Here is a 12,273-nt window from a genome sequence, read left to right as displayed (position 1 = left end):
GCTAGGTCGCGGTGCTGTCCACCACCGCATGGCTGCCTTCCTCACTGCCCTTCAGCTTGCCGCCGAACAGCATTCTGGCGAAGCCGCCCAGCGACATGTCGGCTTCCCACAGCTCGGCGCTGTCGATGTCGAAGCGGAGCAGGGCAAGGTTGGGATCGTCCTTGCCGCCGGGAAACCAGGCCTCGACATGCTTGTTCCACAGCTTGTCGATCTGGGCGAAATCATTGTCGATGCGGATATCGCCATCGAGGCAGGCGAAATAGTCATGCCCCTTGGCGACGAAATGCACCATCGCGCGGCCACCAGGCGCGAGGCGATTGTCCTTCGCCGCGAAGAAGAACAGCGTGTCGACCTGGTCGGCATCGAGTTGCGCGGTGAGCGGAATATGGTGCTGCGGGCTGTCGACAAGGCCGGCCATCACGAAGGGGCTGGATGCCATTTTCGACCAGAGATGCTGCTTGAGTTCGGCGATGTCGGCCATGAGTCTCTCCCGATGCTGTGATGTGCGGGGAGAACGGGCGGCCGGGCTCAGGCGTTCCCATAGGCGGCGGCCGCGCCGATCAGCTCGAGGTCGTTGCGGTTGACCAGCACCACCGGCACTTCGGAGATCTGGCGGCGGAAGGCGGCCTTGCCTTCCATCCGGCGGCGGAAGGCGGGGTCCATCAGATGCGGGTGCAGCGCGCGGCTGATCGCGCCGGTGAGGTAGATGCCGTCCCAGGCGCCGAAGGCGAGGGCGAGATCGCCGGCGAAGCTGCCGAGATGCTCGACGAACATGCGCACCACGGCGGCGGCGACGGCATCGCGGGCGGTGTTGCGGGTGACTTCCTCGGGCGAGGCGGGCTTGGCACCGCCCGACAGCGCCTCATAGGCGAGGCAGAGGCCCGGCGCGGAGATCAGCGTCTCGACATCGAGCGCATGGCCACGCAGCCGGCAGAACTCGGCGAACTTGCGCTCGTCCGCGGTCTGCGGGGCGAAGGCGATATGGCCGGCCTCGCTCTGCACCGGGATCAGCCGATCACCCGTGGTGACCAGCGCGGCGACGCCGAGCCCGGTGCCGGTGCCGATCACGACATAGTTGCCGCCGGGCGCAACGGGGCGGGGCGGCGGACCGTGCAGCGCGGTGAAGGCACTTGCCGGCAGGGTGGTGAGCGCCAGCGCGTTGGCGGCGCATTCATTGAGCGCGCGGGGCGGCGCGCGCAGCACTGCCTCGACCCCTGATAGCGAGATGTACCAGCGGCTGCCGGTGAGATTGATGAGGTCGCCGCGCGCCGCACCGGCTACGGCGAGGACGCTGGGCAGGCGGGCATCCTGCAGCCCGAGGGCGCTCAGATAGGATACCAGCGCGCTGGTGAAAGTGGGATGCTCGCTCGTGGAAAAGCGACGGATGTCGCGCGGCGTGAACCCCGCATCGCCTCCTGTCAGCCCGAAACGCACCGATTGGCGGCCGATATCGGCCACCAACGCCAAGCCTTCGCTCATGGCGTACCCCTCCTTTTGCCGGCCGCGCTTTGCGTGGTCCGAGAGCTGTTATCGCTAACACTTGTTACTGAAACAACAAGTGGGTCGCGATTGGCAGCGTTGTCAGAAAGGGTGCGCGAAGTTGCGCGGCCGCGCAAGCGGGTTTGTTACACCGCGCGTTACAGTGGGGCGAGCGGCGCTGAGACGGACCTCCTCTGTCGGCGCAGACGCATCCATTCCGGGCCAGTCTCGCGGCACGCCCTTGCTCTGGAGGTAGGTTCGGGGTGGCGGCAATCCCGCTGCCGCATCCATGGAGGTGGCATTATGAGTCTTGCAGACTTGTGCCTGATCCTTGCCGCGTTGTTCGCGTTCGCGACCTTGATCCTCAAGGTCGTGGAGGTGGCACGCTCCAAGTAAGCACGACGGGAGGGGGCTGGCCTGGCAGCCGGACCCCGAACGATTTGGGCCCCGGTTGCTGGCACAACCGAGGCCCATATCAATGGGGCGAGCCCCATGAGTCTTGCCGAGCCACTATAGCAGCGCAGGCGTCAATTTTCAATGTTGTGCAGTTACAGCACCTCGAACAAGCCGGCAGCGCCCATGCCGCCGCCGATGCACATCGTGACGACGACATATTTGGCACCGCGGCGCTTGCCTTCGATCAGCGCGTGGCCGGTCATGCGGGCGCCCGACATGCCATAGGGGTGGCCGATCGAGATCGCGCCGCCGTTCACGTTGAGCAGTTCGTTCGGGATGCCGAGCTGGTCCTGGCAATAGAGCACCTGCACCGCGAAAGCCTCGTTCAGCTCCCACAGGCCGATATCGTCCATCTTGAGGTTGTAGCGCTCGAGCAACTTCGGGATCGCATAGACCGGGCCGATGCCCATCTCGTCCGGCTTGGTACCGGCGACGGCCATGCCGACATAGCGGCCCAGCGGCTGCAGGCCGCGCTTCTCGGCGAGTTTCTCTTCCATCAGCACCGAGGCCGAGGAGCCGTCCGACAGCTGCGAGGCGTTGCCGGCGGTCACGGTGCCGTTCGGCAGCACCGGGTTGAGCGACTGCAGGCCTTCCAGCGTGGTATCGGCGCGGTTGCCCTCGTCCTTGGTGAGGGTGACTTCCTTCTGGGAGACTTCCTTGGTCTCCTTGTTGACGACGTTCATCGTCGCGGTGACCGGCACGATCTCGTCATCGAACTTGCCCGCGGCCTGGGCGGCGGCGGTGCGCTGCTGCGACTGGAGCGCATAGGCATCGCAGCGATCGCGGCCGATGCCGTAGCGCGCGGCGACGACCTCGGCGGTCTGCAGCATAGGCATGTAGATGTCGCCGTGCATCGCGAGCAGCTCGCGATCGGGCTCGAGGCGCATGGCCGGCGTCTGCACAAGGCTGATCGACTCGACGCCGCCGCCAATGGCGATGTCCATATTGTCGACGATGATCTCCTTGGCGGCGGTTGCGATCGCCATCAGGCCCGAGGCGCACTGGCGATCGACCGACATGCCGGCGACCGAAACCGGCAGGCCGGCGCGGAGCAGGGCGGTGCGGGCGATGTTGCCGGCCTGGCTGCCCTGCTGGAGCGCGGCGCCGAACACGACGTCCTGCACTTCGGCCGGATCGATGCCGGCGCGCTCGACCGCGGCCTTGATCGAATGGGCGCCGAGCGTCGGCGCCGGCAGGGCATTGAACGCACCGCGATAGGCGCGGCCGATGCCGGTGCGGGCAGTGGAGACGATGACTGCGGAGCGAGACATGGGTTTTCCTTCTCTTGGACCTTAGACGTAGACGAGCGCGATCCACTCGGCGATCAGGGCGGGCTTCTCCTCGCCTTCGATCTCGAGGGTATATTCCTGGACCTGCTCCCAGACTCCGGGCTTGCGCTCGGTGAACTTGAGCAGCTTGAACCGGCCGCGGACGCGCTTGCCCGAGCGGACCGGCTGCATGAAACGGACTTTGTTGCCGCCATAGTTGACGCCCATCTTCACGCCCTCGATCGACGGCGTATCGGTGCGGGCGGCGAGCATCGGCATCAGCGAGAGCGACAGGAAGCCGTGGGCGATCGTGCCGCCGAACGGAGTCTGCGCGGCGCGGACGGGATCCACATGAATGAACTGGTGGTCGCCGGTCGCCTCGGCGAACTGGTCGATCATCGTCTGGGTGACTTCCACCCAGTCCGAAACGCGCTCGGTACCGATGCTTTCGGCCATCTGCTGCACGGTGATCGTCGCCAAGGAAGCGGTCCTCTCGCCTGTTCTCGGCACCATCTAGTGGCGGGGTGGGGGCTCCCGCAAGCCTCACCCGACCGGAAATTTGAAAGCCACGACTGACGTAGCGTCCGTCGTGGCTTGATTGGGGTTAGCGTGCAGGGCGCTGGCAAACCCGATATTCGAAAACGGCGTTTTCGAGTCGGTCAGGCGGTGCCTTCCGGATGCTCCGGATAGGGCAGGATGAACTTTCCGTCGGGCCCGGCGGTGTAGCTGGTCTGGGTCGGGTAGGGGATCGAGATGCCCTCCGCCGCGAACTTGCGCAGGATCGCGAAGATGATCTTGTCGCGCACCGCCTGGGCATGCGGCACGTCGTCGCCCGCAACGTCGAACTCGATCACGAAGTCGATCGAGCTGGCGCCGAACCCTTCGGTGCTGGCGCGCGACAGGGTGCCGCCGGCCTGCTCGACGATCTCCCTGAACATTGCCGGGAGCGCCTCGAGCTTCTCGACCGGGGTCTCATAGGCGACGCCGATCGGCAGCTTGGTGCGGGTGTGGTGGCGCAGCGAGAGGTTCTCGATCAGCTTGTCGAGCAGCTGCTTGTTCGAGAAGACGAGCTCCTCGCCGATGAACGAGCGGATGCGCGTGCTCATCAGGCCGATCGAGACGACGGTGCCGCTGTTGCGATCGAAGCGGATCTTGTCGCCGACGCGGAAGGGGCGGTCGAAGAGGATGGTCAGCGCGGCGAAGAGATTGGCGAAGATGCCCTGCGCCGCGAGACCGATGGCGATGCCGCCGACGCCGAGACCGGCGATCAGGCCGGTGACGTTCACGCCCAGATTGCCGAGCACCATCACCGCGGCGATCGCGAACAGCACCACGGTGATCAGGATTCGGATGATGCCGAGGGCGCTGGCCAGGCCCGAGCCGTGGTAATTGTCGGCGCTGGTCTTGTGCTCGATCGCGCCGAAGATCAGCTCGCGCAGCCAGATCGCGCACTGGAAGGCGGCCGAGATGGTGAAGAGGAACTCCACCGTGCTCTCGACCATCTGCGGCGGGTTGGCATAGCCGGTGACCAGCCGGATCGAGGCCATCAGGATGAAGAAATTGCCGGTCTTGGCGATCGCCCGGCCGATGATCGCATACCAGTTGGCGACGCCCTCGCCCTTCTTGCACAGGCGCGCGCCCCAGCCCTTGATCGCGTGGAGCAGGAAGAACACCGCGATGGCGACGCCCGCGGCGATCAGGATCTGGAGCCAGTGCGATTGCGCCCAGGTCCAGCTGTCATTGGCGAAGGTCTCGGCCTGAATCTGAAGGTCCTCGCTCTGTGGGAAACCGGCGGCGTTGCGATTGGTCGATGTCGTCATGCAGCTTTCTTGGGTTGGCAGGCGGAAATGCCCTCCAGAAGGGCGATCAGTCCGCGTTCGTAACGATTGAGCCAGCGCGTGGCACGCGGCAAGTGGAGATCGGCGCGCCAGCAGGCCTGGGCCTCGCGATCCTTGGCGAGATCGATCAGTGCCGGGTGGACATAGGATTTGCGGGCGATGGCGGGGGTGTTGCCCAGCGCTTCGGTCACCGGCTCGAGCATCGCCTTGAGGCCGAGATGGCCGTCCGCTTCCGCAAGCGCACGGAAGGCGAGGACGCTGGCGCCCCAGGTGCGGAAATGCTTGGCGGTGAAGTCCTCGTGCGTCGCCCCGCGGATATAGGCGTTGACGTCGGTCGAGGTGACCGGATGCGCTTCGCCCGCATCGTCGAGCCAGCGGAACAGGTGCTGGCCGGGCAGGTCCTGGCAGCGCTTGACGAAGCGGCTGAGTGACCCGTCGGTGATCGTCAGCACGCGCAGCTTGCCCGACTTGGCGCGGAACTGGAGGCGGAGCGTCTGGCCCTTCACGACCGCATGGCGCTTGCGCAGCGTGGTGGCGCCGAAGCTCTTGTTGGCCTGGACATATTGCTCGTTGCCGACGCGGATGCTGCCGAGGTCGAGCAGGCGGACGACGGCGGCGACGGCCTTTTCCTTGCACAGGCCGCGCAGCTTCAGATCGTGCTCCACCTTCGCGCGAAGCCGGGCCAGATGCTCGCCGAAATCGGCGCAGCGGTCATACTTCGCCGCTTCCTGGGCCTCGCGGAAGGCGAGGTGGTAGCGATATTGCTTGCGGCCCTTCTCGTCATAGCCGGTCGCCTGGATATGGCCGCGCGGATCGGGGCAGTACCAGGCGTTTACATAGGCGGGCGGCAGGCCGATCGCGTTCAGGCGGTCGATCGCCTCGCGGTCCTTGATGCGCTGGCCCGCGGCATCCCAATAGCCCCAGCCGTGCCGCACCTTGCGGCGGGTGATGCCGGGCTGCTGGTCATCGACATAAACGATATCGGTACTGGGTAACCCGTCGGGCATGGGGCCTCCTCGCAATGCCCCGGTCAATGCGCGGCTTGTCGCTTCGTTCCGGAACCCGGCGGCGAGCGGCCGGTTCAGCGGGAGCAACCGAGGAGCCCTGCCATGACCGATCTCTCTCATGTTCGCGTGCTGATGATGGCCACCAACGGCTTCGAGCAGGACGAGCTGATGCTGCCCCGCCAGGCGCTGATCGATGCCGGCGCGCAGGTGACGCTGGCGGCGCTCGATACCGATCCGATCACCGGCGAGAAGGGCGGCGAGAAGGGCCAGAGCATCACGCCGGATACCACCGTCGACGAGGTCGATACCGAGAATTACGATGCGCTGGTGCTCCCCGGCGGCGTGGCCAATCCCGACAAGCTGCGGATGAGCGAGCGGGCGGTGGAGATCGTCGGCGAATTCATGGACGACGAGAAGATCGTCGCGGCGATCTGCCACGGACCGTGGCTGCTGGTCGAGGCGGATGTGGTCGAGGGGCGGGAGGTGACCAGCTGGCCCTCGATCCGCACCGACCTGGAAAATGCCGGGGCCGAGGTAATCGATCAGGAAGTGGTGGTCGATGAGAACCTGATCACCAGCCGCAAGCCGGACGATATCCCGGCCTTCAACCGTGCGGTGATTGCTGCGCTGGAGAAGGTCCCGTTCGCAGTCTGATGCCGTTCACCCAGCGCTGGGCCGGCCGCTCGACAAGGTGATAGAGCGCGATCGAGGCGAGCAGGACGAGCAGCAGGAAGCCGCCGACCAGCGACCATGGCACGGCGTGTTCGTCCTGGACGAACGCCAGCTTGAAGGCGAACCACAGGAGATAGTGGGAGAGGTAGGTCGCGTAGCTGATCTCGCCGAGATAATGGAGCGGGGCGATCTCGAGCGGGTTGCCGGGTTTCGCCGCGGTGAGTGCGAGGGCGAGCAGCAGCGCCGCGAAGGTGGCAGGTGCCATGAAGGTCTCGGGCAGGCCCAGCGCCCATCCGCCGGCAAAGGCCAAAGCGAGGGCGAAGCTACCGAGCGCGGGCAGGCGCCATTGCCCGCGCCAGCGCAGCCAGAGCGCGGCGACGGCCGTACCGCAAGCGAACTCCAGCACGCAACGGATCAGGCCAAGGCTTGGGATACGCTGGCCGAGTGCGACGGCGCCGCTGCCGGCGAAGATCAGGTGGAGCAGCGCGAGCAGGACGGCGATGGCGGCGATCACGCCCCAGCTCGGCACGCGGCGCCAGTCCACGGCCAGCGCGAGAAACGGGAAGAGCAGATAGGCGGCGAGCTCGCAGGAGATCGACCAGGCAGGATCGTTCCAGGTGAGATGGCCGGTGAAGCCCCAGTTCTGGAGCAGCAGGACATGGAGCGGCAGCTCGTGCCAGGGGAACTGGTCGCTGCCCCGGCCGGTAAGCTGGAGCGCCAGGGCGACCGCCACCGCGAAGCCGAGCATGAACAGGTGGAGGGGCCACACTCTGGCGACCCGGCGCTGGAGAAAGTCCGGCACCGAGGCAAGTCCGCCGCTGCGGACACGCTCGTTCCAGGTCATCCAGATCACGAAGCCCGAGAGCAGGAAGAAGAAATCGACGGCGAGATAGCCTCGTCCCAGCAGGGGCGGAAACGGATAGGGCAGGTCGGCCATCGCCGTGCGGATGTGGAAGAGTACCACCATCCAGGCCGCGATACCGCGGACGCTGGTGAGCGCCTTCAGCTCGGGACCCTTCATGCCAGTGCCGGCCTCGCCTTGCGCAACGGCCGCCAGGCGGACTCCTCCCGCTTGCGGGCCATATAGGTGTCGAGCCCAATCTGGGCGCCGATCAGCATGTAGACAAAGGGCTGGAAGGCGATCGCGATGAAGGTGGCGCCGAGCATGTAGACGATATGCGCGGTCTGGAGTGCCGAAGCCAGTGGGGCGACCCATTCCTGGCCGGGCTCGGGCTTCTTGTAGCGCTGGCGCAGCACTTCCATGCGGAAGATGCCGAGGATGTTGATGAGCAGCCAGATGGCGAGGCCGGGATAGCCCTGCTCGCCGAGCATCTCGAAATAGGCGCTGTGATAGGCGCGGGCGCTGTCGACCTCGAGGCTGCGATCGACCGTGGTCTGGCCGGCGCCGTCATTCTCGGTCGCCACCTTCTCGTAGCGAATCTTGTTCTGGCGATAGGCCTCGAACCCGCCACCCATCGGGTGGGTCTTGGCGTAGTCCATCGTCCACTGCCACACGGCGAGGCGGGTGGAAGCGGAAGCATCGGCCTTGTAGGTCTTGATCGTGCCCATCCGCTCGGTGAACGAGCTGGGCAGGAACGGAATGGCGGCAAGGCCGAGGCAGCCGAGCGCGGTGAGGTACACCAGCTTGCGCTTGGCATCGCGGATCATCAGCAGCGCGACCAGGCCGATGCAGAGCAGGCCGGTGCGCGTCGAGGTGCCGACCGGGATCAGCAGGCAGGCGAAGATCAGCGCGAGGCAGAAGCTCTTCACCTTCCAGTCGGGCTTGAAGATCGTGCCGAAGCGCATGAACCAGACGATCAGCGGGATGATCGCGATCGCCACGGTGGAGATGGTCGAGCCCTCGTACAGGCCCGAATTGTTGGCGACCATCAGGTTGAGCTCGCCATAGCCGCCGCCCGAGCCGAGCGTCTTGATGCCGCCGACGATGATGATCGACGAGGCGGAGAGGACCATGAACAGGAGCAGGCTCTCGATGCGCAGCTTGGTCCGCAGGGTGAGCGGCAGGAAGGCGGCGAAGGCGAGCGCCTTCCAAACCCAGTCCCATTTATCGAGCGCCTCGACTTTGAAGTCGGCATTTTTCGTCGTGTAGAAGCAGTAGGCGAGCAGGATGACGATCAGCAGCTGGCGCGGCGCGACGCGGACGTCCTTCTTGTCGTCCATCGCCAGCCAGCCGAGCACCGACAGCCCCACCGCGATCAGCGAGATCGGGATCGAGTTGAGCAGGAGATAGGTCAGCCGCTGCGGCGAGACGATATCGATATAGGCGTAGACCAGCACGAAGATGAACGGCTTGCGGAAGCCCATCCCGAAAAAGGCCAGCAGGAAGGCGACGAAGACGAGATCACGCACCGGGCTTGCCCCATCGGCTGGGCTTGACCTTGGAGGCTTCGTCGGAGGGGCCGGGCTCGTGATCGAGATCGGGCCGGCGCAGCAGCAGGAAGGCCGCGAGCAGCATCAGCCCGTGCGAGATCGCGAGCGATAGATTGTCGATCATGGGCCCGTTGCCGCTCCTGCTTACGGGGCCGGTGTAGCGCGATGCGGTTGACGCCGCGTTAAGTGCTCCTGTGGCAAGGGAGCGGGTATGCGGATTCTCCACATCCTCGATCACGGCCTGCCGCTGCACAGCGGCTACACGTTCCGCACGCGGGCGATCCTGAAGGCGCAGATGGCGCGCGGCTGGGAAGTCGCCGCGGTGACGAGCCCGCGCCACGGCAAGTTCGACACCGATGAGGAGACGATCGACGGTATCCGCTTCTACCGGACGCCGCGGGTCAATTCCGGGCCGCCGGTGATCGGCGAGCTGCGCGAGGTCTCTGCCTTTGCGAAGCGGATCGAGGCGGTGGCGCGGCAGTGGCAGCCGGACGTGCTCCATGCCCATTCGCCGGTGCTGGGCGCAATGGCGGCGCAGCGGGTGGCGAACCGGCTCGGCCTGCCGCTGATCTACGAGATCCGCGCCTTCTGGGAAGATGCCGCCGTAGGCAATGGCACCGGCACCGAGGGCAGCTGGAAATACCGGGCGACGCGCTGGCTCGAGACGCGGGCGGTGCGCAAGGCCGATGCGGTCGCGGTGATCTGCGAGGGGCTGAAGAACGATCTGCTGTCGCGCGGCGGGATCGATGCGGGCAAGATCATGATCTCGCCCAATGGCGTCGACCTGGGCCTGTTCGGCGAGCCTTTGCCCCATGACACGGCGCTTGCGAAGGAGCTGGGGATCGAGGGCGCCGAGACGATCGGCTTTATCGGCAGCTTCTATGATTATGAGGGGCTGGACGGCCTGATCGAGGCGATGCCCGCGCTGGTGGCGCTGCGGCCGAAGATGCACCTGGTGCTGGTCGGCGGCGGGCCGTGCGACGCGGCGCTGATGGCGCAGGCGGCGGCATCGCCGGTGGCGGACCGTATCCATTTCGTCGGCCGGGTGCCGCACCAGCAGGTCGAGCGCTATTACAGCGTGATCGACGTGCTGGTGTATCCGCGCAAGCATATGCGCCTCACCGACCTGGTGACGCCGCTCAAGCCCCTGGAGGCCATGGCGCAGCGCCGGCTGGTTGCTGCTTCCGATGTGGGCGGGCACCGGGAGCTGATTCGGGACGGCGATACCGGGACCTTGTTCAAGCCCGACGATCCCGCGGCACTTGCCGACTCGGTCGCGAGACTGTTCGGCGCGCGTGAGGGGTGGGATTCACGACGCGAACGGGGCCGGGCCTTTGTCGAGACCGAACGGAGCTGGGCGATCAATGTCGGGCGTTATGACTCCGTTTACCAAAGACTCGCCAAGATCGGGGCCATGGAAGACTCGTGGTCGCACACGTCCGTGGTGAGCGCATGAACCTGCCGCTGGCGCCCTTGATCGCCGCGGTCGCGGGTGGACTCGCTGCGCTCGGCGTGGCGATGATCCCCGTGCCCGCGCTCGAGGCGCTGGTGATGGACTCCGGTCTCCCCTCGATTCTTGCCGCGGCCGAGCCGCCGCTGGGCCTGACCGCCCGGCTGGCGGTGGCCCTGGGTGCGGGCGCGTTCGTCGGCGCCTTCATGTGGCTTTCCGCCTTCATCCTGCTCGGCTCGCGCGGGCTGACCATCGGCGGCGAGGCCGAGCCGGTCGACTCGGCCGAGGTGCCGGTTCCGGTGCTGCGCCGGGCCGATGCGCATCCCGATGCGCCGCCGCGCCCGCCGCTGCTCGCGACCCGCGACCTGGGCAAGCCGTTCCTCGAGATCCGCGCCGGCGCACCCGCCGTGCCTGCCGAGCCCGAGGACGAGCATGTCGATTTCGACGTGATCTTCCCGCCGCGCCCGATCAGCGCGCCGACGCCGACCGTGGTGCCTGCCGTGGCGCCGGAGCCGGTGGCCCAGGCCGCGGAAGTTTACGAACTGCACACTACTTCGGCCCCTGAACCGGCTCCCGAGCCCATCGCCGCATCCGCGCCGCAGCCGCTGATCGAGCAGGACATGCCGATCGATTTCGACCAGCCGCTCTCGGCCTTCGATCCGCAGGCGATCCCGGCCGTGCCCAAGCCCGCGCCGGTGCCGCTCGCGCCGCTGCGCCGCACGCCGCGCCCCTCGGTGTTCGATGCCAGCGAGCGGTTCGAGATCTTCGAGCTGACTCCGCCGGTGCGCGCGCACGTGCCGCCACCGCTGCCCGAGGCACCCGAGCCGGTGGCCATGCCGCCGCGCGAGCGGATCGTCCGGCCGGAGACCGATGCCTCGGTCCATGCCCTGCTCGAGCGGCTCGAGCGCGGCGTTGCCGACAAGCGGATCGCGCCGACCTCGCGCGCGGAAGCGAAGCAGCAGGAGCGCGGGCTGGAAGAGGCGCTGGTCACCCTGCGCAACCTGGTGCGGCGGACGGCCTGATTTCCCAGGCCGTCATTCCCGCGAAGGCGGGAATCCATTCTTCCTGAGAGTCGGAAAAGAGCCGCACCCGCAGCGGCAATGGATCCCCGTCTGCGTGGGGATGACGGGAGAGGGCGAAGGGGCGAACCTACCGCCCTTCCTCCACGGTCAGCACCTCGATCGACACCGTCACCCGATCCGCCGCGCGGCGGACATGCTCGACCGCGAGATCGGCGACCAGATGCCCGCGCAGGCGCAGTTCCGCCTCGGGCAGGCGCGCGATCCAGGCGTCGAGCGCGGGCGAGGGCGGGGCGGCCAGCTTGAGCAAGTGGCGCGCGCCGGTGAAGGTGGCGCTGGCCCAGCGGTTCCAGTCCGATTCGACCAGGGACACCGGGCAGCCCGCAGCTTCCGCCTGCGCCTCCAGCGCGCGGCGGAGCAGCGTTTCCGCATCGGGGCCGCGGCTCATGGACGGAGCCCCTGCTGGCGCTGGGCCTGCTGCGCGGCGAGGAACGCCTCGATCCGCGCGCTGATCCGCGGGCCGAGCTCGCGGCCGCGACGCAGGTCGTGGACCAGCCGCGGATCGCGCACCGAAAGCCGGCCGAATTTGGTGGGCGGCATGTCCGTCGCCCGGAGGAATTTCTCGATCTTGCGATGCACCGACATGCACTGGTCTCCCATCCGATTCGCTCAAGATCGTTCCTAATTTGTTCT

Annotated in this window: 14 protein-coding genes; 3 read left to right on the top strand and 11 right to left on the bottom strand. The window is 67.0% G+C overall.

Translation table 11 applies throughout. The features are described 5' to 3' along the window. Nucleotide 1 precedes the first annotated feature (1 nt). From O3305_RS11140 to O3305_RS11115, 6 genes are all read right to left on the bottom strand, one after another. Nucleotides 2-481 (bottom strand): pyridoxamine 5'-phosphate oxidase family protein, encoded by a 480-nt coding sequence (locus O3305_RS11140; RefSeq protein WP_269572631.1) that lies wholly within the window; start codon nucleotides 479-481, stop codon nucleotides 2-4. 47 nt (nucleotides 482-528) lie between these two features. Continuing rightward, complete coding sequence (locus O3305_RS11135) at nucleotides 529-1,479, bottom strand: glucokinase (RefSeq protein WP_269572630.1); 951 nt, start codon at nucleotides 1,477-1,479, stop codon at nucleotides 529-531. Between the two features lie 548 nt (nucleotides 1,480-2,027). Next, a complete protein-coding gene (locus O3305_RS11130; protein WP_184168929.1) occupies nucleotides 2,028-3,206 on the bottom strand; it encodes an acetyl-CoA C-acyltransferase in 1,179 nt (392 codons plus the stop codon). A gap of 21 nt (nucleotides 3,207-3,227) precedes the next feature. Continuing rightward, complete coding sequence (locus tag O3305_RS11125) at nucleotides 3,228-3,659, bottom strand: MaoC family dehydratase (protein WP_184169284.1); 432 nt, start codon at nucleotides 3,657-3,659, stop codon at nucleotides 3,228-3,230. Between the two features lie 203 nt (nucleotides 3,660-3,862). Further along, entirely contained in the window at nucleotides 3,863-5,023 is a 1,161-nt protein-coding gene (locus O3305_RS11120) for a mechanosensitive ion channel family protein (protein ID WP_269572629.1), read from the bottom strand. Beyond that, nucleotides 5,020-6,048, bottom strand: coding sequence for a DNA topoisomerase IB (locus O3305_RS11115; RefSeq protein WP_269572628.1), 1,029 nt, complete (start codon nucleotides 6,046-6,048; stop codon nucleotides 5,020-5,022). Before O3305_RS11115 ends, O3305_RS11120 begins: the two co-directional genes overlap by 4 nt. Nucleotides 6,049-6,150: 102 nt before the next feature. On the opposite strand from O3305_RS11115, the gene O3305_RS11110 reads away from it, so the two are divergent. Next, nucleotides 6,151-6,702: a type 1 glutamine amidotransferase domain-containing protein gene (locus O3305_RS11110; RefSeq protein WP_184168926.1), complete on the top strand. Its 552-nt coding sequence runs from the start codon at nucleotides 6,151-6,153 to the stop codon at nucleotides 6,700-6,702. On the opposite strand, the gene O3305_RS11105 is transcribed toward O3305_RS11110, so the two are convergent. The 3 genes from O3305_RS11105 to O3305_RS11095 are packed head-to-tail and all read right to left on the bottom strand — an operon-like array spanning nucleotide 6,653 to nucleotide 9,235. After that, complete coding sequence (locus O3305_RS11105; protein ID WP_269572627.1) at nucleotides 6,653-7,741, bottom strand: acyltransferase family protein; 1,089 nt, start codon at nucleotides 7,739-7,741, stop codon at nucleotides 6,653-6,655. The genes O3305_RS11110 and O3305_RS11105 overlap by 50 nt on opposite strands. Further along, a complete protein-coding gene (locus O3305_RS11100; protein WP_269572626.1) occupies nucleotides 7,738-9,090 on the bottom strand; it encodes a putative O-glycosylation ligase, exosortase A system-associated in 1,353 nt (450 codons plus the stop codon). The genes O3305_RS11105 and O3305_RS11100 overlap by 4 nt, the downstream gene beginning before the upstream one ends. Beyond that, on the bottom strand, nucleotides 9,083-9,235 hold the full coding sequence (locus O3305_RS11095) for a hypothetical protein (protein ID WP_184168923.1): 153 nt from the start codon (nucleotides 9,233-9,235) through the stop codon (nucleotides 9,083-9,085). The genes O3305_RS11100 and O3305_RS11095 overlap by 8 nt, the downstream gene beginning before the upstream one ends. 87 nt (nucleotides 9,236-9,322) lie before the next feature. On the opposite strand from O3305_RS11095, the gene O3305_RS11090 reads away from it, so the two are divergent. Together O3305_RS11090 and O3305_RS11085 are read left to right on the top strand one after the other, a co-directional pair. Next, nucleotides 9,323-10,567 carry a TIGR04063 family PEP-CTERM/XrtA system glycosyltransferase gene (locus O3305_RS11090; RefSeq protein WP_269572625.1) on the top strand — a complete coding sequence of 415 codons (1,245 nt, stop codon included), beginning with the start codon at nucleotides 9,323-9,325 and terminating at the stop codon, nucleotides 10,565-10,567. Further along, on the top strand, nucleotides 10,537-11,583 hold the full coding sequence (locus O3305_RS11085) for a hypothetical protein (RefSeq protein WP_269572624.1): 1,047 nt from the start codon (nucleotides 10,537-10,539) through the stop codon (nucleotides 11,581-11,583). Before O3305_RS11090 ends, O3305_RS11085 begins: the two co-directional genes overlap by 31 nt. 127 nt (nucleotides 11,584-11,710) lie before the next feature. Here the strand turns inward: O3305_RS11085 and O3305_RS11080 are convergent, their stop codons facing one another. Further along, a complete protein-coding gene (locus O3305_RS11080) occupies nucleotides 11,711-12,028 on the bottom strand; it encodes a hypothetical protein (RefSeq protein WP_269572623.1) in 318 nt (105 codons plus the stop codon). Next, nucleotides 12,025-12,225: a hypothetical protein gene (locus O3305_RS11075; protein ID WP_269572622.1), complete on the bottom strand. Its 201-nt coding sequence runs from the start codon at nucleotides 12,223-12,225 to the stop codon at nucleotides 12,025-12,027. Before O3305_RS11075 ends, O3305_RS11080 begins: the two co-directional genes overlap by 4 nt. Nucleotides 12,226-12,273: the final 48 nt, after the last annotated feature.

This window comes from Sphingomonas sp. NIBR02145, assembly GCF_027359115.1.
GTDB classification, from domain to species: domain Bacteria; phylum Pseudomonadota; class Alphaproteobacteria; order Sphingomonadales; family Sphingomonadaceae; genus Sphingomonas; species Sphingomonas kyeonggiensis_A.
The sequence above is the reverse complement of the archived record's forward strand: the minus strand, read 5'-3'. Positions and strand labels throughout refer to the sequence as shown.